Below are 20,195 nucleotides of genomic sequence, written 5' to 3' on the forward strand. Positions count from 1 at the left end.
ACCCCCTGACGCCGGGAGCGCAGGCCGTGGCAACCCGACAGGCCATGGTGCACAGTGACGCCATGGCTGATCACTCCGCCGAGCCCGCCGTCGAACAACCGGCCGAGGACGCGTACCGCCTGCTCGTGGACAGCGTGGTCGACTACGCGATCTTCATGCTGGACGCCACCGGCCGGGTCATGACCTGGAACGCGGGCGCCGAGCGGATCAAGGGCTACTCGGCCGAGGACATCATCGGCAAGCACTTCTCCACCTTCTACCCGGTCGAGGATCTCGACGCGCGCAAGCCCTGGTACGAGCTGGAGGTCGCCGCGGAGGTGGGCCGGTTCGAGGACGAGGGCTGGCGGCTGCGCAAGGACGGCACCCGCTTCTGGGCCAACGTCGTCATCACCGCCTTGTTCGAGAAGTCGGGTCGCCTGCGCGGGTTCGCGAAGGTCACCCGCGACATGACCGACCGCATGCGGGCCGAGGAGGCGCTGCGGGCGAGCGAGGAGCGGTTCCGGCTGCTCGTGCAGGGCGTGCTGGACTACGCCATCTTCATGCTCGACCCGACCGGCCGCGTGATCAGCTGGAACGCGGGCGCCGAGCGGATCAAGGGCTACTCGGCCGAGGACATCGTCGGCGAGCACTTCTCGCTGTTCTACCCGCCCGAGGACCTGGTGGCGCGCAAGCCGTGGCGTGAGCTGGAAGTGGCCGCCGAGGTGGGCCGGTTCGAGGACGAGGGCTGGCGGCTGCGCAAGGACGGCACCCGCTTCTGGGCCAACGTCGTCATCACCGCCCTGACCGACGAGGCGGGCCGCCTGCGCGGGTTCGCCAAGGTCACCCGCGACATGACCGAACGCCGACGGGTCGAGCGGACGTTGACCGAGCAGCGCAGGCTCGTCGGCCACCTCGTGGAGGCGCAGGAGCTGGAACGGCGCCGCATCGCCTGGGACGTGCACGACGATTCGATCCAGTCCATGGTCGCCGTCGGCATGCGGCTGCAACTGCTGGCCAACCGGCTGCCCGAGGAGGAAGCGGCCGTCGTGCGGCAACTGGACGAGGCGGTCCGCGCGTCCATCGGACGGCTGCGCAACCTGGTGTTCCGGCTCCGCCCGCCCGAGCTCGACCGGCACAGCCTGGTCGAGGCCCTGGACCACTACCTCACCGACGTCGCCGGCCCGTGGGGCGTCACCTACCGGCTGCGGCACGCGCTGGCCCACGAGCCGCCCGCCGGGTCCGCGATCACGATCTTCCGCATCTGCCAGGAAGCCCTCGCCAACATCCGCAAGCACGCCAGGGCGTCCTCGGTCGACGTGTCTTTGACGTCGGTCGACGACGGGACGCTGGTGGAGGTCGCGGACAACGGGGTGGGAGTCGCGGAGGGTGTCGACGCCGTCGTGCCGGCCGACCGACCGGCGATCGACCACTTCGGCATGATCGAGATGCGGGAGCGCGCGGAGACCGCGGGCGGCTGGTGGTCGGTGGGCGAGGGCCCCGACGGCGGCGCGGTGGTGCGGTTCTGGATCCCGGACTCGTCCGGGGGTGAGCCGTGACGGACCCCAAGCTCAGCGTGGTGATCTCGGACGACGACCCGATGATCCGCGACGCCCTGCGCGAGGTGCTCGACGCCGAGCCGGACTTCGAGGTCGTCGCGGTGGCACGGGACGCGGACGAGGCGATCGAGCTGGTCGAACGCCACGGCCCGGCCGTCGTCGTGCTCGACGTCCGCATGCCCGGCGGCGGCGGTGGCCGGGCCGCGCGGGAGATCAGGCACCGTTCGCCGGAGACCGCCATCCTGGCGCTGTCGACCTTCGCCGACCGCGAGCTGTACCGCGAGGTCGAGTCGGCCGGCGTCGGTGAGCACCTGGTCAAAGGCGCGTCGAACAGCGACATCGTCGCGGCCGTCCGCAGGTTGGGACGACCGGGGCGTGGCGATCGCAGGGGTGCGTTGCCCCGTCCGGGGACGTAGCGTCGGCCTGGTACAACTGTGGATCGAGAACACCGACACCGGGAGACGTCGTGGCCGAGCCGATGGGGCAGCCCTCACCGATCCTCGACATCCGTGTCACCCGAGCGGGTGACGTACTCGTCGTCGGCGTGACGGGCGAGCTGGACATGGACACCGCTCCCGAGGTCCGCGCCGTCATCGTGTCGGGCCTGGTCGAACGCCCGTCCGCACTGGTCCTCGACCTGACCGGGGTGGGGTTCTTCAGCTCCGCCGGCCTGTCGCTGCTGCTGGAGGCCCGGCGCCGCATCGACACCCTCGCCGTCGTGGCGAACGGGCGCGCCGTGCTCAGGCCGATCCAGCTGACCTCGATCGCGGCCCTGCTGACCGTGTTCCCGTCGGTCGACGAGGCGCTGACCTGGATCTCCACGACCCAGAGCGTCCACCAGGCCGACCGTCGGGGCTGAGTCGTCGGCCGCACCGACCGCCCGTCGGACGACACGCCGACAAGATCGACCGTGGACGAGCACGTTCGTCGGAAGTGTTGAGCGCACACGCGTTCGAGTGCACCCACGGTGGTAACGGGTGGCGCCTGTCTCGTACGAGTGGTCCTGTCGGGGATCAGCACGCGCCGGCCGTCGTGGGTTACATGATGAAGCGTGGCCGCCGCCACGTGCGCCCAGCCGACCATCGGCTCGCGAAAGCACCGGACGGCGCCGCTCGAAGATTCCTCACAAGAAGGGACTCACGATGACCAAGCGTGTGTACGAGGCGCCGATCCTGATCGCCTGCGGCGCCTTCTCGAAGGTGACCGGCCTGCTGCAGCGCCACGGCAACGATCGCCTCATCCTGAGCAAGAACTGATCACGCTGCGGGAGAACATCGCCTACGCGGAACCCGACGCCGACGTGACCGAGATCGACCGAGTGGTGCGCCTCGCCGACCTCGGTGATCTCGTCGACCGCCTGCCCGCCGGGCTGGACACCGAGGTCGGCGACCGCGGTTGCACGCTGTCCGGTGGGGAACGCCAGCGGGTCGCGTTGGCACGCGCGCTGCTCACCAAGCCTTCGTTGCTCCTGCTGGACGAACCCACCTCGCAACTCGACGCGATGACCGAAGCCGTCCTGGCCGAGACCGTTGCCCGCGTCACCGCCGAATGCGCCCTGCTCGTCATCGCGCACCGGCCGTCGACCCTCCGCAGCGCGGATTGCGTCGTGCTGCTCGACGGGGGCCGCGTGGCCGCACGGGGAACACCGGCACAGTTGCTGAGCGACAGCGAGCTGTACCGGCGACTCGCCACGTGACAACTCACCGCTGTCCGCCTTCCTGCCCAAGCGGGGCTCGACCTCGGCCGACGAACGCGCGTTGATCACCGCAACCGTACGGGAGAACCTGGAACGGGACATGATCGCCGAAGGCGCCAACCCCCGGTCCGCGTTGCGGATCCTCAACAACCGCGACCACGCCGACCCGTGGGGCAGCCGAACTGCGGCCGGGTCGTCGGCGGCGGCACGGCCGACGACCCGGACCTCGACTTCACCGTCGACCGGCTGCGCCCCGCCGAGGGCTTCACGGGCACCGAGGACACCGTGGCCCGGACCGCGTGGGCGTTCGTCCGGGGAACGGCTGACCGCTTCCGGTGGGCGCGGCCCTCGTCGCCAGCGTCCCCGTGACGAGGCAATCCGTTCACCCGACGCGGGCTCGTCCGCGTCGTCGGACGGTGGTCGGGCCGCCGCCGTGCCTAGGGTTGGGCCGACCGGATCCCGGTACGAGGAGGCCCGATGGACCGGCGCGCGTTCCACCGATCCGTGCTGCTCACTACCGTCGCCGCGCCGCTGGTGACCGCCGGTCCGGCCCACGCCCGACCGGCGCCGGGCGTGCCGCGCCGCGCGGTGGTCGAGTACGGGTTGCCGCACGCGGAGCAGACCCACGAGCTGGTCCGGGTTCCCGGGCTGCCGCTCGTGCTGGTGTCGCAGATGTCCAACAGCCACCTGGTCAAGGTTCGGCTCGACCCGGCGGGCGAGCAGGTCCTGGCGGCGCGGGCGCACCCGTTGGGCGAGGCGCACTCCATGCTGCACGGCTTGGCCGTGTCGCAGCGCCACCCGGGCATGGTGTGGGCGACCCACGAGGCCGGCAACCGGCTCCTGCTGGTCGACCCGAGCGGCGCGGACGTCGACGCGCCGCCGCGCCTGCTGCGCACGATCGACATCCCCGGCGACGGGCAGGGGCCGCACTACGTCGGCGAGTACGGCGACCGGCTGTGGGTGAGCCTCAAGACCAGCAACCACGTGCTGTCGATCGACCACGCCGACCCGTCCCGGTTCCGGCTCTACGAGGGCCGCCCGAACCCGATCTTCGTCGCACGGCACCCCGGGTCCGGCGAGTTCTACGCCAGCCAGGACGACGCGAGCCAGGTCCTGCGCATCAACCCCGAGACCCACGCCACCGCCCAGCTGGACGTCCCCGACCGGCCGGTGGGGCTGGTGGCCGGTCCGACCGCGCTGTGGGTCGCGCTGCTGGGCACCAGCGACCACGGCACCGGCACGTTCGGCCGCATCGACGCCGACGGGACCATCGCGTGGTTCCGGCTGCAGTCGTCCGAGGTGTCCGACGCGGGACTGCTGCACATCGCGTTCGACCCCGCGGGCAGGCCGAGCGCGTGGCTGCTGGGGTCGTCGATCAGCTCCGACGACGTGCTCGACGTGGTCGTGCGGGTCACGTTCGACCCCGGCTACACCCGGGTCGTCGGCGAAGAGGTCACGGTGCTGCCCACCCAGCACTGCAAGGCCCACCGGCTGCTCCCGCTGGCCCGCAGCCTGCTGGTCACCGAGCTGACCAGCTCCACGCTCGCCCAGCTCACCACCGATTCGTGGGACCGGCCCACCGACCCCGCGCCGGGCGACCCGAGCTGAGCCGTCACGCGCAGGGGTTGCCCCGCTCGACGCCCGCGGGCAGTCGCTCCACTTCGGACGGTGTGTAGTCGCGGCCGGCGGCGGCGCACAGGGCCGGGAACCAGCGGGACGGTTCGAGGTCCACCGACACGAAGCCGTGCTTGTTCGCGCCGATCAGCCGGGAGCCGACCACCACCGCGCCGACCGTGTCGTCGGGCAGCCGGAACTCGCCGAGCAGGCGTGCCGTCGCCGGGTCCCACACCTGGATCAGCTCGTCCTCGCCGGAGGCGACCAGCTTCCCGTCCGGGGTGAACCCGGTCGGCGACACGTGGGCGGTGAGCGGGATCGCCGCCGACGTGTCACCGGTCCGCAGGTCGTGCACGTAGGCGCGGCCGGACGCGTACTGGACCGCCAGGCGTGGGCGGTGCAGCGCCGCGGCGAGCATCGTCGAGTCCGGTTCGGGCGCGATGTGCCCGCCCTCGGCCCGCGCCTCCAGGTCCCACCACCGCTGGCCGTGCGGCGTGTTGACGAGGACCCGGTGGGGATCGGGCGTGCGCAGCACGATGCCCTGTTCGGCCGCCTCCAGCAGCTCGCGCGGGGTGTCGCCCACGGGCAGCGGCTCCCCGACGGGCGCGCCGCTGTCGAGGTTCCACCGGGTGAGCAGCCCCGCGTACAGGGTGACGGCGGTGCGGTCGTCCACGGCGGCCACCGAACGCCGCCAGCCCCGGTCGCCCTGGCCGCCGAGTTCGGCGGGCCGGGGCAGCCGGACGCGGCGCAGCTCCGCCAGGTCGCGGGTGTCCAGCACCAGCAGCTCCGGGCCGTCGAACAGGAGCAGGCGCGCGTTGTCCGGGGTGAACTGCAGGAACAACCGGCCCGGTGGCAGCAGGTCCGGCACGTGGGCCAGCCGGCGCCGGGTGCGGGTGTCGACCAGGGACAGGCCGGGCACGCGGTCGCCCGCGCTCTCGACCACCGCCATCAGCGACCCGTCCTCGCTGTACGCCGGGTTGACCAGGTCGGCCGAGCCCGCGTACGCCGACTGCCCGGCGCCGACCTCCTCGACCGGGCGCGGCGGGCGCATCCGCACCACCGCCCGGCCGCGCACGTGGCGGATGTCGGGTGTGCCGTCCCGCGACCGCAGCACGACCGTGCCGCCGCCGACCTCTTGGTCCGCGGTCAGGTCCGAACTCGGCGTCGAGGACTGGTAGGCCCGGCCGTCCCGCGGGTCGAGGTAGGTCACCAGGCCGAAGCTGCCCGACTCGATGCCCGGGTCGAACGCCAGGTACTCGCCGGTGAGGTCGGTGGCGACGTCGGCGCAGTCCGGCGCGTGCCGGCGGAACACCTCGGCGCCGCTGAACACGTCCCGCCCGGTGAGCACGTCGTGCGCGCAGAGCAGCGCCATACGCCCCTGGCGGGCCGTGCTGGACGTGCCCGGCGTCGAGCTGATCTCCGCGCCGGTGTCGAGCGACCGCACGGCGAACACCGGGCCGCCGTCGCGCGCTTCGAGCAACGCCACCGCGCCGCGCTCGTCGTCCAGCGCGGCGACACCGAGCACTTCGGTCGGCGGCGGCGCGAACCCCGGCACCCGCGACCGCCGCGCCACGTCCCACACCTCCACGGACGCGTCGTTCACCAGGACGACGTGCCCGCCCGACGGCGAGATCTCCAGGCCGGCGTCGACCAGCGGATCCGCCTCCGCGGAACCGGGGCGCACCAGGACCGGCTCGCCGCGCTCGCGCAGGTCCCACACCCGGATCGCGGCCGTCGTGTCGGCCACGGCGACCCGCGTGCCGTCGTCGCTGACGCGGATGCCCCGCACGCCGTCGACCGAGCCGAGCGACCACGACCGCGGCGCGTCGCCCCACGGGTCGTGCCACGCGGTGAGCGCGCCGGCCGCGGTGGCGGACACGGCGACGTGACCGGTCGGGGTCGTGGCCACCACGTCCATCGGCGCCGCGAACCGGTCGACGTCCACCTCGGCGACGTCGTGGAACACGGCCTGCTGCCGCAGCAGCGCGCCGTAGCCGACTGCCGGGTCGTGCCGCCAGGACGCCAGCGCGAACTGCAGCGCGCTCATCGCGGAGACACCGGCCTCCCGCTCGGCGAGGTCGTAGAGCAGTCGCGCGGCCTGGTGGCGCACGGTGGTGCCCAGCTCCTGGTTGGCCGACACCGTGCGGGCCGTGAGCAGGGCCGACACCAGCAGCAACACGGCCATGGCCGCCACGGCCGCGCGCCGCACGCGGGTGGACCGGCGCTGCACGGCGTGCCCGGCGGCCACGTAGTCGTGCTCGCGCCGGTCCACGTCGGCCGGGCGCTGGTCGAGCCACTGCCGTGCGGCGACGAGCTGGCCGCCGCGCAGCACCAGGTTCCGGTCGCGGCCCTCGCGCTCCCACTGCTCGGCGCGTTCCCGCACCTGCGCGTGCCAGGCCAGGAACTCGCGGTCGGCCTCCAGCCACCCGCGCAGGGTCCGCCAGTTCCGCAGCAGGGCTTCGTGCGGGAGCGCGAGCACCCTCGGCTGGCCCGGGTCCTCGCGGACGACCAGCAGCCGTGCGCCCAGCAGCACGTCCACCACCCGGCGCAGGTCGTCGGGCACGTCGTCCAGCCTGGTGGGGCGCAACGCGAAGCCATCATCGGCGGGTCGGGCCAGGCGGACCAGCAGCCGCCGCACCGGTTCGCGCTCGGCCGGGGCGAGGTCGCGGTAGAACCGCTCGGCGTGGCCCGCCAACGCGCCCGCGACACCGCCGAGCTCGTCGTAGGCGCGCAAGGTGAGCAGACCGGCCTCCTGCGCCTTCCACAGCTCGGTGAGGGTGAACTCGACCAGCGGCAGCAGGGCCTCGCAGTCCTGCGCGTCGGCGAGCACCCGGTCGACCACACCGTCCTGGTAGGCCACGCCGGGGGTCAGCGCCACGGGACGTTCGACGGCCTGCCGCAGCCGGTCGCCGGCCAAGGGCGCGAGGAACACCGTCGCGTCGTCCAACGCGGGCACCCCGCCCGTCGCCAGCAGCCCGTCCAGGGAACCCGCGCGCAGCGTGAGCACGACCCGCGGCCCGTCCGGCGCGGCGGTCACCTCGTCCAGCAGGCACAGCACGTCCCGCGCGGTGCCCGGATCGGTGGTGACGACCTCCTCGAACTGGTCGACCACCAGCACCGAGCCGGGCACGGCGACCGGGCGCAGCACGGCCAGCAGGTCGTGCGCCGACTGGCCGGGCGCCGGTCGCACGATCGCCACCGGGGTGCCCGCCGCCTCCAGCCGTGGCCGCAGCCCGGCGTCGACCAACGACGACTTGCCGCACCCCGACGGCCCGACCACCAGCACGATCCGCTGCCGCGCCACCCGTTCGGCGAGCCGCTCGACCTCCTCGTCCCGCCCGAAGAAGTACCGCGCGTCCTCGGCGCGGAACGCCCGCAGGCCCCGGAACGGGCACGGCGGCGCCAGCACGCCCGCGACCTCGACCAGCGCCTCGGCCGGGATCAGGTAGGCGGTGCCCGAGCCGCGTTCGGCGGCCACCGTCATGCCGATCACCGCCGACAGGTCCTCGCTCCACACCGGCGAGCCGCTGAAGCCGCGCGCGATCCGCGGCCCGTCGTCGGCCTGCATCTGCACCCACCCGGTGCCCTGCCGCTCGCGCAGGCTGCCGCCGACCCACACCCCGTCCTCGTGGCCGGCCGGGAAGCCCGGCACGCGGAACCGCTGCCCCCACGGGTTCTCCGCCGCGCCGAGCGCCACCGCGGCGGAACCCTCCGGCGGCGGCCCGGTCAACCGCAGCAGCGCGATGTCACCGCGCCCGTCGGGCAGCACCGGCCGCCACGCCGCGACCACCGCCGTGCGGACCGGGACGCCCGGCACCATCGGGAAGTCGACCCGCACCGGCCCCGGCGGCGGCTCGGCGCCCTCGGCCAGCACGTGCGCGCACGTGCACACCAGATCCGGCGCGACCAGGAAACCCGCGCCCACCACCAGCCCCCGACCGTCGCGCACCCGCACGACAGCCGCCGGCAACACCCGCGCTGACACCATGGACGAATCCCCCGACACCCGACGTCCCCTAGGCCATTCTTCCCAGTGCGCACGGCCGAATGCCGCGCACGATCGGGTGATCTTGGGACGCCGGACCGGGTCGGCCCACCGCGACTCCGCACCCCGGCGATGTTCGATAGCTTTCCGAAACTTTTCACCAAGCGCGCCGGACCACTGTGCGGGACAATGCCGACACCAGGCCCGATGCATTTGAGACAGCCGCGCGACGAGCGAAGTTGCGCAATATTGCGATAAGGGTTTCGCAACCTTACGAGAATTGTTGACAGCGCGCCGGAGTCGGCCGAACACTGTCTGCATCGACAAACCCTGGACCGATGTCGATCGGGTCACCCACGCGACCCCGGTGTCCAACCGTCAAAGGGAAAGACGCGTTCGACACCTCGTCGCAGTGTACGACTCCGGAGCGCCGCTGCCGCCGTTCCGGCCTGCCGGTTTCGCGGCACGACGGGTGACCCTTCGCTGGCCTCAACGAGGAGGAAGCACACAAATGGACGACAACGCCCCTGCGCACCCGATCAGCCGCAGGATGTTCATCGGCGGCGCCGGAGCCTTGGCGGTCACGTCCGGGCTGATCCTGCCCGGCACCGCCCACGCCCAGACCGTCACCACGAACCAGACGGGCACCCACAACGGTTACTACTACTCGTTCTGGACCGACGCCCAGAACACCGTCTCCATGACCATGGGGTCGGGCGGGCAGTACAGCACGTCGTGGCGCAACACCGGCAACTTCGTGTGCGGCAAGGGTTGGAGCACCGGGTCCCGGCGGACCGTGCGCTACTCGGGCAGCTTCAACCCCTCCGGCAACGGTTACCTGTGCCTCTACGGCTGGACCTCGGGCCCACTCGTGGAGTACTACATCGTGGACAACTGGGGCAACTACCGGCCCACCGGCCAGCACCGGGGCACGGTCACCAGCGACGGCGGCACGTACGACATCTACCAGACGATGCGCTACAACGCCCCGTCGGTGGAGGGCACCAAGACGTTCCCCCAGTTCTGGAGCGTCCGGCAGCAGAAGAAGACCGGCGGCACCATCACCACCGGCAACCACTTCGACGCGTGGTCGCGGGCGGGCATGCAGCTGGGCAGCTTCCGCTACTACATGATCATGGCGACCGAGGGCTACCAGAGCAGCGGCAACTCGAACATCACCGTGAGCTAGGACCCCCAGGACCGGTGGCGCGGCGGCAACGGTGCCGCCGCGCCACTTCGCTGTCCGGCACCGATTTCCGCCCACCGACCGGGGTCCGGCGGTATGGTCGTCGGCATGACCGTGCCGGGTGACTTAATCGGCGGCGACCCAGCCGAGGTCGAACGCGGTTTGGACGCGTGGGTCGCCACTTTCGAGCACAAGGCCGAGCGGTACCAGCAGCTCCAGCAGCGGGTCGAGGGCGTGCGGATCAGCGCCACCAGCCCCAGCGGCGTCGTCACGGTCACCGTCGACGCGGACGGCGCGCTGGTCGACGCGAGGTTCACCGACCAGCTCGCCCGCACCACGCCCGACGACCTGGGCCGGCAGTTGCTCATCGCGCTCAACGACGCGAAAGCGCAGATCACCTCGCGTGTCCGCGAGATCGCGGGCGACACCCTCGACGAGGACGGCGCCGCGCGGATCGCGGGCTACTACGCGCAGAAGTTCGCCGCACCCGACGAACCCGACCCCCGCGGCGGGCCGTCGAGCACCGGGCGGCAGGGCACCGGGCCGTCGAGCACCGGGCGGCCGAGCGCCGGGCCGGCGCGACGCGAGCCGACCGACCACGACGAGTTCGGCGACGACACCGTCTTCGACGAGAGCTGACCGAGGGGACCATGGCCGGTTTCGAGGTGATCGGCGGAGACCTCCGCGCCCACGCGGGCAAGGTCGACGCCCACGCGGCAAGCCTGGGCACCGCGGTGGACGCCGCGGGGCAGGTGATGCCCGACGGCGCTTACGGCGTCCTGTGCCAGTTCCTGCCACCGTTGTTCAACGACGTGGAAGCCCTCGCGCACGAAGCGCTCAGTGCCGCCCGCGACGGCCTCGGGACCGTGGCCGAGAACCTGCGCGACACGGCCGACGCCTACGACTCCGAGGACCTGGCCGCCGTGCGCGGGTTCAGCGCCGTCGAAAGCGGCCTGCGGTGACCGGCAACCCGCTGGTCGCGCCGGAGCGCGACTCCACCCGGTCCTACACCGGCATCGGCATCGCCGAGTCGGTCAGCGACCTGGTGCAGGGCATCGAGAGCGGCGACTGGGTCGACATCGGGCTGGGCGCGGCGGGCACCGGCCTGGAAGCGCTGAGCGTGGTCATGGACCCGTTCGGCTCGGTGGCGTCGAGCCTCGTCTCGTTCATCATCGAGCACGTCGGCCCGCTGCGGGAGGCGCTGGACAAGCTCGCGGGCAACGCCGACGCCGTGGCGGCGCACGCCAGGACGTGGAAGAACATCGCGACCGCCGTCGGCGAGGTGCACGCGGCGTACGGCGCCGAGCACACCGCGGACACCGCCGCGTGGGCGGGCAAGGCCGCCGACGCCTACCGGGCCCGTGCCGCGGACGTCGTCGCGGTGATCGGCGCGGCGGCCCAGGCCGCCTCCGGTCTGGGCAGCGCGGTGGAGCTGGCCGGCGTGGTCGTCGGCGTGGTCCGCGAGACGGTGCGCGACCTGATCGCCGACCTGGTGGGACGCCTCGCGGTGTGGGCGGCGGAGGCGTTGACCATCATCGGCCTGCCCGCCGCCGCGGTCCAGGCCTCGGCCGCCGCCGCCAAGTGGGCCGCGCGGATCGCCCAGCTCATCAAGCAGCTCATGCGCACCATGCAGAAGCTGATGCCGCTGCTGCGCCGCTTGGGCGACCTGTTCAAGCAGATCCGCAAGAAGATGGACGACCTGCGGCGCGGCGGCAACGGCGGCAAGCCGCCGGACGACCCCAAGACGCCGACGCCGAGCGGCGGCGGACCCACCGGGCCGTCCCGCACCCCGGACCCGAACGCCGAACCCGGCGGCACCCGCACCAAGATCGACCCGAAGGAGGACGCGGACACCAAGCGGTCGCTGCAGCGGGAGAACGAGTCGGCGACCACCCTCGCCCGCGCCGGGTACGACGTCGAGCAGAACCCGACCGTCCCGGGCGCCAAGAACCCGGACTACCGGATCGAGGGCCGGATCTTCGACAACATCGCACCGTCGACGGGCAGTCCCCGCAACATCCACAGCCGGATCGCGGAGAAGGTCGCGGAAGGCCAGACCGACCGGGTCGTGGTCAACCTCGCCGACAGCCCGGTCGACGTGGAGCGGCTGCGCGGCCAGATGCGCGACTGGCCGATCGAGGGCCTGAAGGAAGTCATCGTCATCGACAAGAACGGCTCCGTGGTTCACTTGTACCCGTAGCCCGCGACCGAGGATTGCCCAGTGTCCATTTCGTACAGTCTCGCGCTCGCCACACCGCGACCGGTGGGGCAGGTCGCCGACGCGTTGCGCGACGTCGGCGTCGCCGCCGGGCTGCTCGACGCGGCCGTCACCGGCCACCGCCTGCTCGGCGAGGACGCGGTGACGACCGGCGGCACGTGGCTGCGCGTCCTGGCGGACAAGCCTCAGCCGTGGAACCCGGTGGTGGACGTGCTGGGCGCGGCGCCCACGGTGCGCGTCGCCTGCCGCTTGGCCAAGACCGACATCGGCCGCCAGCAGGGCGACGTCGTGCGCCTGTCGGCCGGGCTGCTGGCGAGGGTCCCGGGCGACGCGGTGCTGCACCACGACTTCGAGACGATCTGGCTGGTGCGCCGCGGCGGTGAGCTGCTGCTCAACGACCGGGACGACCTCTGGCCGCCCGAGCGCCTCGCCCTGCTCGGCCGGCCCTACCGCCGCGAGACCACGGTGTTCCCGGACGAGTGAGCCGCCGGGAACGTGACGGTGACGTCCAGGCCGCCGGTGGGCCGTGCGGTGGTGCGCAGCAGGCCGCCGTGCGCCTCCACGACAGCGCGCACGATCGAGAGGCCCAGTCCCGCGCCGTCGGTCCGGGTGCGCGTCGCCGTGCCGCGGACGAACGGTTCGACCAGCCCGTCCACCGCGTCGGGGTCGAGGAGCGGGCCGGTGTTGGCGACGCGCAGCCGGGTGTGCCCGGCGGTCGTGCCGGTGCTCACCGCGACGTGGCCGCCCGTGTCGTTGTAGCGCACGGCGTTGTCGACCAGGTTGGCGACCATGCGGTCGAGCAGGACCGGGTCGCCGGTGATCGCCGCCGGGCCCAGGTCGGTGCGCAGCTCGACGTCGTCGGGCACCGTGCCGACGATGCCGGCCACGACGTCCGCCAGGTCGACGGCGTGCCCCTCGGACGGCCCGGTGTGGCAGCGGGCAAGGGTGAGCAGGCCGTCCAGGGTGCGTTGGCCGTGCACGATCGCGTCACGCACGTCCCCCGCCATGACGAGCAGCTCGTCGGCGCCGGGGCGGCCGTCGAGGGTCACGTCGATGGCGGTGCGCATGGTGGTCAGCGGTGTGCGCAGCTCGTGGGCGGCGTTGGCGACGAACATGCGCTGGCCGTGCAGCAGCCGGTCGCGGTCGGCGATGCCGGACTGGATGCGGTCGAGCATCCCGTTCACCGTCTCCGCCAGCTCGGCCAGCTCGTCGGCGGGCGTGGTGACGGGCACGCGCTCGGACAGGTTCTCCGCCGACAGCCGCCGCGCCGTGCCGGAGATGGCCCGGATCGGGCGCAGCACCCGCCCCGCCACCAGCCAACCCAGCACGGCGGCGAGCAGGGTCACGATCGCCAGGGCGACCGCGGACCGGGTGAGCAGCTGCGTGAGGATCTCGTCGTGCAGCCGGTCGATCGTCTCGAACGCCGCCTCGGCCTCGGCCGGTCGCGGGCCGCCGCCGTAGGTGACGAGCAGCTTCGGCCGGCCTTCGAGACCACGGCGCACCAGGACGTACGTGAGCGCGGCCAGCACCACGCCCGCGGCGAAGACCAGTGCGGTGTAGAGGATCGCGAGCCGCCCGCGGGCGGAGACCGGCACCCTCACGGCTCGATCCGGTAGCCCGCGCCGGTCACGGTGTGGATGACCGGCGGCTCGCCGAGCTTGCGCCGCAACGTGCCCACGGTGATCCGGACGGCGTTGGTGAACGGGTCGGCGTGCTCGTCCCACACCTTGTCCAGCAACGTCTCCGCGCTCACCACGGCACCTCCGGCGGCCAGGAGTTGTTCCAGCACACCGAACTCCTTCGGGGTCAGGTGCAGCAGCCGGCCGCCGCGCTCCACCGTGCGCCGGGCCGCGTCGAGCACGACGTCGGCCGCACGCAGGACCGGAGGCCGCGCGGCGCCCGTGCGTCGGGCCAATGCACGCACGCGGGCGAGGAGTTCGGTGAACGCGAACGGCTTGCCGAGGTAGTCGTCCGCGCCGAGGCCGAGCCCGTCCACCCGGTCCTCGACCGCGACGGACGCGGTCAGCATCAGGATCCGGGACGTGCCGAGCGCGGCCACCCGCCGGCACACCGTGTCCCCGTGCACCACCGGCAGGTCGCGGTCCAACACCACCACGTCGTACGGCGCGAGGTCGACCTTCTCCAGGGCGGCGCCGCCGTCCAGGGCGATGTCGACCGCGCAGCCGTGCTTGCGCAGCCCGGCGGCGATGTACCCGGCCAGCGGCTGTTCGTCCTCCACCAGCAGCACCCGCACGGGCGCAGTCTCGCAGCCCGGACCTATGGATCACGTATGGCCGCGTGATCGGCTCCCGATCCGCGTCCGCCCGTAGAACTGGCCACGACCGCGTGCCGCTCGTCGAGGGGAGATGTGATGACCGGGGACAAACCGTCGAGGCGGACGGTGCTCGGCGTGCTGGGCGCCGTTCCGCTGGCCGCGACCGGCGTGTTCGGTGGGACGTCCCGTGCCGCGACACCGGGGCTGGACGCGAGGATCCGGGCCGTCGTGAACCGGCCGGTGTTCGCCGGATCCCAGTGGGGCATGGCTTTCTACTCACCCGACACCGGCGACGTCGTCTACGCGCTGAGCCCGGACGAGTTGTTCGTCGCCGCCTCGGCGGTCAAGGTCTTCGTCGCCGGCACGGCGTTCGAGGCGCTCGGGCCCGACCACCGGTTCCGCACCAGAGTCCACCGGACGGGCCCGGTCGTGCGCGGCGTGCTCCGGGGCGATCTGGTGCTGGTGGCGGGCGGCGACCTGCTGCTGTCCGGCCGGATGAGACCGGACGGCACACCGGCCGTGCCCGAGCCCGACCCGACCTACCCGGGCGGCGCGCCTTTGCCGGACCCGTTGCGGGAGATCCGCGACCTGGCGCGGCAGGTGTCGGCGGGCGTCCGGCACGTCGAGGGCCGGGTCCTGGTGGACGTCTCGCTGTTCCTCGAGGCGCGGGAAGGCATCGCGATGGGCGACGCGAAGGTCACCGTGTCGCCGATGACGGTCAACGACCAGGTCGTGCACGCCGTCGTGACACCGGGCGACACCGCCGGTGCGCCGGCCGTCGTGCGGGCGGCGCCGGACACCGGCTACGTGCGCTTCACCGGCCAGGTCACGACGGTGCCCGCCGCCGGACCGGCGCGGCCGCTCGCGTTCACCGACGACGTCACGCACCCCGACGGCACCCACACCGTCACGGTCACCGGCGACGTCCCCCTCGGCGGTCCGCCCCGGCACGTGGCGTACTTCGTGCCGAGCCCGGCGCTGTTCGCGGCCACGGTGTTCGCCGAAGCGCTGTGCGAGCACGGCGTGCGGGTGACGGGCGGCGCGTCGGCGGACGCTCCGGCACGGTGGCGCGGCGCTCCCCTGGCCGAGCAGGTCTCGCCACCGTTGGCGGAGGAGGTGAAGGTGATGCTCAAGGCCAGCTCCAACGTGCACACCGTCACGTTCCCGTACCTGGTGGGCGCAATCGCGGGACGTGACCCGATCACGCCGAAGGAGACCTACCACCGGTACCGGCGCGAGCTGTTCCGCGCGGCGGGCCTCGATCCCGACCCGGCCGGCGCGGCGGACGGCCGGTACACCGCGGTCACGTTCACGAAGTTCCTGGCGCACCTGAGGCGGCGACCGCACTTCGACCGCTACCACCGGGCGCTGCCGATCATGGGCCGGGACGGCACCCTCGCCGGCAACCAGCCGACGTCGCCGGCCGCGGGCCACGTCTACGCCAAGACGGGCACCGGCGTCATGCGCGCCCCGACGGGCGGCACGGCGGTCAACAAGGCCCTCGCCGGGTACGTCGAGCTGCCGGGCGGCCGGTGGCTCACGTTCGCCCAGTTCATGAGGCAGGAGACGACGGCGGACGCCGCCCGCGGCCTCGCCGACCAGGCGCAGGAGGCGATGGCCGAGATCGCCGCCGCCGTGTACGAGACGCTCGGCAGGAGCCCGCGATGACCCGTCCGACGTCACGACGATCAGTCCTGCTCGGCGCGCTGGCCGGTGGCGCGCTCGCCGCCGCGCCCGGTGCGGCCGACGCCACGCCCGGTCCGGCCGCGCCGCCGAAAGACCTGCGTCCCGGCGGCGCGTTCGACCGGTTCGTCGCCGACCAGGCCGCGCAGGACCAGTTCTCCGGCACGGTGTTGCTCGCCCACCACGGCCGGCCCGTGCTGCTGCGCTCCCACGGCATGGCCAACAAGGAACGGCAGCTGCCCAACGGCCCGGACACCGTGTTCTGCCTCGCGTCGATCACGAAGACGTTCATCGCCGTATCGATCGCGCAACTGGTGCGGCAGGGCCGGATCGCGTTCCACGACACCCTCGGCGCCCACCTCGACGGCTTCCCGGCCGAGGTCGCGGACACCGTCACCGTGCACCACCTGCTGACCCACACGTCCGGCATCGGCAGGCCAGCGCTCGGCGCCGGTCCCCCGGCCGGTCTGGAGTGGACCAGCCTCGACGAGGTCATGGACGGCACGCTGGCGATCATCCGCCGCACGCCACCGCAGTTCACGCCCGGCACCCGGCACACCTACAGCAACGACGGGTTCTTCGTGCTCGGCGCCATCGTGGCGCGAGTGGCCGGGCACTCCGTGTTCGACCACGTCCGCCGGCACGTCTTCCAACCGTCGGGCATGTCCCACGGCGACTTCCACGGCCGACCACGCGTGCTGTCCGACGACACCATCGCCCGTCCTTATTGGACACAACCCTCCGGCGTCCGCGGCGACTTCATCACCACGCCGCACGCGCCGTTCAGCTACGGCCCGGCCGGCGGCGCGTACGCCACCGCGTCCGACCTGCTCGCCTTCGCCCGCGCGCTCACCGCGGGCGAGCTGCTCGGCCCGGCGTTCACCGGGCTCGTCACCGGCGGCAAGGTCGCCCTGCCACCGGCGGACCCGCCCGGCCAGGCCGAGTTCTACGGCTACGGGTTCCGCCACACCGTCACCGGCGGGCACCGCGTCGTCGGGCACTCCGGCGGCGGCCCCGGCACGGCCACCCGGCTGGACGTCTACCCCGGCCTCGGCTGGGTGACGATCGTGCTGAGCAACTACGACACCAGCGTCAACCCGATCGTCGGCCTGGCCCGGCGCCTCATCACGGCGTAGCCGCGGGCTGTCCGCGGAACTCCGCGAACAGCCCGTCGAGGACTTCGGCGAACCCGCGCGGCCGGACCAGCGGACCCAGGTGGTCCAGGTCCGGCACCTCGCCGAACCGTCCCGCGGGCAGTGCGGCGCACGCCGCCGCGAGCGATTCGCCGGTCACCACCACCGACTCCGCGCCGCGCAGGAACACGGTCGGGCACCGCACCGCGGGCAGCGCCTCCCGCCACGGGCACGAGATCGCGGTCCGGAACAGGTGCGCTTCCACCTCCGGCGCGCACCGCAGCCGCACGCCGTCCGGGTCCTCGGCCAGCCCGGACTCGACGTAGTCGGCGAGGACGTCCGGCGCGAGCCGGGACAGCGGCGGCCGGGAGGACCACCGGCCGAGCGCGTCGGCACGGGACGGGAACACCGCGCGCCGCCGGGCCGCCGCCTCGGCGAAGGCCGGGTCGTGCCGGGTCGCGAGGATCGGTTCGAAGCAGATCAGCAGGTCGAACGTGCCCGGCGCCCGTGCTTCGGCCAGCAGCAACGACGTCGCGCCCAACGAGTGGCCCACGCCGATCAGCGGTCCCGGGCCCGACGTGCGTGCCGCGTCGAGGACGTCGTCGGCGAACACGCCCCAGTCCGCGTCCGGCGCCAACGGCGGCGCGGAACCGTGGCCGCGCAGGTCGGGGGTGACGGCGCGCAAAGGCGTCCGCAGGTTTTTCACACAGGACCGCCAAACGAGACCGGTAAAGCCCGCCGCATGGCAGAACAATGCCGTCCGAATGGGCTCATCGGTTTGTTCCCGATCATCGCGAAAGCGCGGTTCGCGGCCCGACACCGCGAGGTGGGCGACGTCGTCCACGGTTTCCCTTCGGAAGTCCGATTCATGGGCTGGCGCACCCGCCGGACAGCCTCTACGATCAGCGCCGGTAACGATCCAGCTCGCCGGGAGGCGGGTTGTCGTCGCCGGTTTTCCGCACGGCAACCAGTGATTCGTGGTCGAATTCCACCATAGTGGAATGGACGACCGATGAGGCGGTCGGCGGCGACGCCACCGCTGCGCGCGGGCACCACCACACCCCATGTCGTGCTCGACCCGGCGCAACGCCGTGCCGCGTCTGGACGATTCCCATCGGTGAAGGGCCGCAGTGTGAACCCGACCCCGGTACCGGGCCTGGTCTCGGTCGTCATGTTGGTCCGCAACCGCCTGGAGTACACGCGCCGGGCGTTGGCGTCCCTGGCCCGCGCGTCCGGCGAGTTCGAGATCGTCGTGGTGGACAACGGTTCCGACGACGGCACCGCCGAGCACCTGGCCGCGCTGGACCACCCCCGTCCCCTCACGGTGCTGCGCCACGAGGACGACCGCGGCGGCAGCGAACGGCGCAACGTCGGCGCGGCGGTGGCCCGCGGCGAGTTCCTGTTCTTCGTCGACAACGACGTGCTCGTCGACGACCCGGACGTCGTGGAGGTGCTCGCCGCCGAACTGGCCGCCGATCCCCGGCTGGGCGCGGTGTCGCCGTTGCTGCTCTACCCCGGTGACCGCGAGCTGGTGCAGTGCGCGGGCGGCGCGTCCACCGCCGACGGCCGCATCGGACCCGTCGGGCGGGGCAAGCCGCTCGGCGCGGAGCACCGCGAGCACCGCGACCAGTCGTGGGCGCCGACCGCCGCGCTGATGGTGCGGCACAGCTCGTTCCGCCGGGTCGGCGGGTTCGACGAGTCGTTCGACCCGGTCTCGCTGTGCGAGGACGTCGACCTGTGCTGCCGCCTGCGCGCCGACGGCGAACGGCTGCGCTACGTCGGGTCGGTGGCGATGCGGCACTTCGAGGGCACCACGTTCAACCACGTCGGCCACGACAAGCTGCCCATCTGGAAGCGGCACATGCGCGTGATCCGCAGCCGGTGGGCGGAGGTGTTCGCGACCGGCCCGGAGCACGCGGCCGCGGACCTGGCGTGGGTGCCGGTCGAGAAGGACTACGCCGACCTGGACCGGCCGCGGGTGTCGGTGCGCGCGGACCCGGACTCCGCCCCGGCCGACCTGAGCTTCTTCGCCAGCGACCGCGCGCTGGCCACCGCCGAACCCGCCGACGTGCGGGTCGTGGTCGTCGGCGCGGACCCGGTGCCGGCGGTGCGCGGGGTGCGGATCGTCGGCGTCGCTGATCCGGACGTGCGCGCGTTGCTGCCCGTCGCACGCGCGCACGGTGCGTCGTGGGCGTTGCGGGACGGCGTGAGCCTGGTGTCGACGGTTCCGGCGGAAGGTGTCGTGGTGAGCGGGCCGGACACCGCGGCGGCGCTCACCGCGTTGCGCCGGGGGTTGCACGTCCTGCTGGGCAAGCGCGCCGTGGACGACCTGGCACGCCTGGTCGAGGGTGCGCGGCAGGCGCCCGGCCGGTGCTCCGTCGACCTGCCGTGGGCGCACCACCCGGAGCTGGTCGAGCTGGGCAAGGCCGTGGCCGAGGGCGGCGCGGAGGGCTTCACCGTGCAACTGGAGCGCCCCGAGGGCCGTGACCTCGTCGCCGAACTCGGCCCGGACGCGCTGGACGCCGTGGAACGGGTGCTCGGCGTGCCCGTGACCGACGTGCGGACGGTGGCCGCGACCCGTTCCCAAGTGCGGGCGGTGGCCGTGGCGGGCGGGGTGACCGGCACGATCGAGCTCGGCTGGGGCGAACCCCGGTTCCACCTCTCGGTCACGGGCGCCGCACCGACCGCGGACCTGGTCGCGCCACCCGTCAGCGGCGCGTACGCGGACTTCGTCGCCGCGCTGCGCGGCGGGCCGGCGCCGTTGACCGAGCTGGACGCCGTCGCCGGCCTGTTCGACGTGGTGCTGGAGTGGCGTTCGGAAGTGGCCGCGCTCCTCGCGCGTCCGTGACGTTCCCCGCCCCCGGGCGGGC

The 20,195-nt window shown here is 73.2% G+C and carries 19 protein-coding genes; 15 read left to right on the top strand and 4 right to left on the bottom strand.

Annotated elements, in window-relative coordinates; all coding sequences use genetic code 11:
* Positions 1–62: 62 nt before the first annotated feature.
* The 7 genes from ADK67_RS37575 to ADK67_RS37600 all read left to right on the top strand — a co-directional run bounded on the left by ADK67_RS37575 (position 63) and on the right by ADK67_RS37600 (position 4,839).
* Positions 63–1,535 (top strand): PAS domain-containing sensor histidine kinase, encoded by a 1,473-nt coding sequence (locus tag ADK67_RS37575; RefSeq protein WP_053721358.1) that lies wholly within the window; start codon positions 63–65, stop codon positions 1,533–1,535.
* Positions 1,532–1,951: a response regulator gene (locus ADK67_RS37580; protein WP_231648547.1), complete on the top strand. Its 420-nt coding sequence runs from the start codon at positions 1,532–1,534 to the stop codon at positions 1,949–1,951. The genes ADK67_RS37575 and ADK67_RS37580 overlap by 4 nt, the downstream gene beginning before the upstream one ends.
* 50 nt (positions 1,952–2,001) lie before the next feature.
* Positions 2,002–2,394, top strand: coding sequence for an STAS domain-containing protein (locus ADK67_RS37585; RefSeq protein ID WP_053721333.1), 393 nt, complete (start codon positions 2,002–2,004; stop codon positions 2,392–2,394).
* A gap of 283 nt (positions 2,395–2,677) precedes the next feature.
* The gene (locus ADK67_RS54175) at positions 2,678–2,791 is read left to right on the top strand and encodes a keywimysin-related RiPP (RefSeq protein ID WP_157621319.1); all 114 of its coding nucleotides are present in this window, start codon (positions 2,678–2,680) and stop codon (positions 2,789–2,791) included.
* 5 nt (positions 2,792–2,796) lie between these two features.
* A complete protein-coding gene (locus ADK67_RS54180) occupies positions 2,797–3,231 on the top strand; it encodes an ABC transporter ATP-binding protein (protein WP_269436125.1) in 435 nt (144 codons plus the stop codon).
* A 168-nt stretch (positions 3,232–3,399) separates the two neighbouring features.
* Positions 3,400–3,600 carry a hypothetical protein gene (locus ADK67_RS37595; protein WP_053721335.1) on the top strand — a complete coding sequence of 67 codons (201 nt, stop codon included), beginning with the start codon at positions 3,400–3,402 and terminating at the stop codon, positions 3,598–3,600.
* 108 nt (positions 3,601–3,708) lie between these two features.
* Complete coding sequence (locus ADK67_RS37600; RefSeq protein WP_053721336.1) at positions 3,709–4,839, top strand: hypothetical protein; 1,131 nt, start codon at positions 3,709–3,711, stop codon at positions 4,837–4,839.
* 4 nt (positions 4,840–4,843) lie between these two features.
* On the opposite strand, the gene ADK67_RS37605 is transcribed toward ADK67_RS37600, so the two are convergent.
* On the bottom strand, positions 4,844–8,833 hold the full coding sequence (locus tag ADK67_RS37605; protein ID WP_053721337.1) for an nSTAND1 domain-containing NTPase: 3,990 nt from the start codon (positions 8,831–8,833) through the stop codon (positions 4,844–4,846).
* A 508-nt stretch (positions 8,834–9,341) separates the two neighbouring features.
* On the opposite strand from ADK67_RS37605, the gene ADK67_RS37610 reads away from it, so the two are divergent.
* The 5 genes from ADK67_RS37610 to ADK67_RS37630 all read left to right on the top strand — a co-directional run bounded on the left by ADK67_RS37610 (position 9,342) and on the right by ADK67_RS37630 (position 12,717).
* A complete protein-coding gene (locus ADK67_RS37610) occupies positions 9,342–10,019 on the top strand; it encodes a glycoside hydrolase family 11 protein (RefSeq protein WP_053721338.1) in 678 nt (225 codons plus the stop codon).
* Between the two features lie 105 nt (positions 10,020–10,124).
* A complete protein-coding gene (locus tag ADK67_RS37615) occupies positions 10,125–10,655 on the top strand; it encodes a YbaB/EbfC family nucleoid-associated protein (RefSeq protein WP_197289805.1) in 531 nt (176 codons plus the stop codon).
* Between the two features lie 11 nt (positions 10,656–10,666).
* Positions 10,667–10,978, top strand: coding sequence for a type VII secretion target (locus ADK67_RS37620; RefSeq protein WP_053721340.1), 312 nt, complete (start codon positions 10,667–10,669; stop codon positions 10,976–10,978).
* Complete coding sequence (locus tag ADK67_RS37625) at positions 10,975–12,216, top strand: hypothetical protein (protein WP_053721341.1); 1,242 nt, start codon at positions 10,975–10,977, stop codon at positions 12,214–12,216. The genes ADK67_RS37620 and ADK67_RS37625 overlap by 4 nt, the downstream gene beginning before the upstream one ends.
* Positions 12,217–12,237: 21 nt before the next feature.
* A complete protein-coding gene (locus ADK67_RS37630) occupies positions 12,238–12,717 on the top strand; it encodes a SitI3 family protein (protein WP_053721342.1) in 480 nt (159 codons plus the stop codon).
* On the opposite strand, the gene ADK67_RS37635 is transcribed toward ADK67_RS37630, so the two are convergent.
* Positions 12,681–13,835, bottom strand: a complete 1,155-nt coding sequence (locus ADK67_RS37635; RefSeq protein ID WP_231648548.1) for a sensor histidine kinase — start codon at positions 13,833–13,835, stop codon at positions 12,681–12,683. The two genes, ADK67_RS37630 and ADK67_RS37635, sit on opposite strands and share 37 nt — an antisense overlap.
* Positions 13,832–14,488, bottom strand: coding sequence for a response regulator transcription factor (locus ADK67_RS37640; RefSeq protein WP_053721344.1), 657 nt, complete (start codon positions 14,486–14,488; stop codon positions 13,832–13,834). Before ADK67_RS37640 ends, ADK67_RS37635 begins: the two co-directional genes overlap by 4 nt.
* A gap of 117 nt (positions 14,489–14,605) precedes the next feature.
* Here ADK67_RS37640 and dacB point away from each other — a divergent pair, with 117 nt between their 5' ends.
* A complete protein-coding gene (gene dacB, locus ADK67_RS37645) occupies positions 14,606–16,177 on the top strand; it encodes a D-alanyl-D-alanine carboxypeptidase/D-alanyl-D-alanine endopeptidase (protein ID WP_053721345.1) in 1,572 nt (523 codons plus the stop codon).
* A complete protein-coding gene (locus tag ADK67_RS37650) occupies positions 16,174–17,328 on the top strand; it encodes a serine hydrolase domain-containing protein (protein WP_053721346.1) in 1,155 nt (384 codons plus the stop codon). Before dacB ends, ADK67_RS37650 begins: the two co-directional genes overlap by 4 nt.
* Here ADK67_RS37650 and ADK67_RS49850 read toward each other — a convergent pair.
* Positions 17,318–18,391, bottom strand: coding sequence for an alpha/beta fold hydrolase (locus tag ADK67_RS49850; protein ID WP_082404424.1), 1,074 nt, complete (start codon positions 18,389–18,391; stop codon positions 17,318–17,320). The genes ADK67_RS37650 and ADK67_RS49850 overlap by 11 nt on opposite strands.
* On the opposite strand from ADK67_RS49850, the gene ADK67_RS37660 reads away from it, so the two are divergent.
* Positions 18,338–20,173 (top strand): glycosyltransferase, encoded by a 1,836-nt coding sequence (locus tag ADK67_RS37660; RefSeq protein WP_082404422.1) that lies wholly within the window; start codon positions 18,338–18,340, stop codon positions 20,171–20,173. The two genes, ADK67_RS49850 and ADK67_RS37660, sit on opposite strands and share 54 nt — an antisense overlap.
* Positions 20,174–20,195 lie beyond the last annotated feature (22 nt).

It is taken from the genome of Saccharothrix sp. NRRL B-16348 (assembly GCF_001280085.1).
Lineage (GTDB): Bacteria > Actinomycetota > Actinomycetes > Mycobacteriales > Pseudonocardiaceae > Actinosynnema.

Bases quoted from the DNA above. Each gene is read 5' to 3' on its own strand.
- ADK67_RS37575 (WP_053721358.1), top strand. From the start codon at position 63: ATGGCTGATCACTCCGCCGAGCCCGCCGTCGAACAACCGGCCGAGGAC.
- ADK67_RS54175 (WP_157621319.1), top strand. From the start codon at position 2,678: ATGACCAAGCGTGTGTACGAGGCGCCGATCCTGATCGCCTGCGGCGCC.
- ADK67_RS37600 (WP_053721336.1), top strand. From the start codon at position 3,709: ATGGACCGGCGCGCGTTCCACCGATCCGTGCTGCTCACTACCGTCGCC.
- ADK67_RS37605 (WP_053721337.1), bottom strand. From the start codon at position 8,833: ATGGTGTCAGCGCGGGTGTTGCCGGCGGCTGTCGTGCGGGTGCGCGAC.
- ADK67_RS37610 (WP_053721338.1), top strand. From the start codon at position 9,342: ATGGACGACAACGCCCCTGCGCACCCGATCAGCCGCAGGATGTTCATC.
- ADK67_RS37615 (WP_197289805.1), top strand. From the start codon at position 10,125: ATGACCGTGCCGGGTGACTTAATCGGCGGCGACCCAGCCGAGGTCGAA.
- ADK67_RS37620 (WP_053721340.1), top strand. From the start codon at position 10,667: ATGGCCGGTTTCGAGGTGATCGGCGGAGACCTCCGCGCCCACGCGGGC.
- dacB (WP_053721345.1), top strand. From the start codon at position 14,606: ATGACCGGGGACAAACCGTCGAGGCGGACGGTGCTCGGCGTGCTGGGC.
- ADK67_RS37650 (WP_053721346.1), top strand. From the start codon at position 16,174: ATGACCCGTCCGACGTCACGACGATCAGTCCTGCTCGGCGCGCTGGCC.
- ADK67_RS37660 (WP_082404422.1), top strand. From the start codon at position 18,338: ATGAGGCGGTCGGCGGCGACGCCACCGCTGCGCGCGGGCACCACCACA.
- ADK67_RS49850 (WP_082404424.1), bottom strand. From the start codon at position 18,391: ATGGGGTGTGGTGGTGCCCGCGCGCAGCGGTGGCGTCGCCGCCGACCG.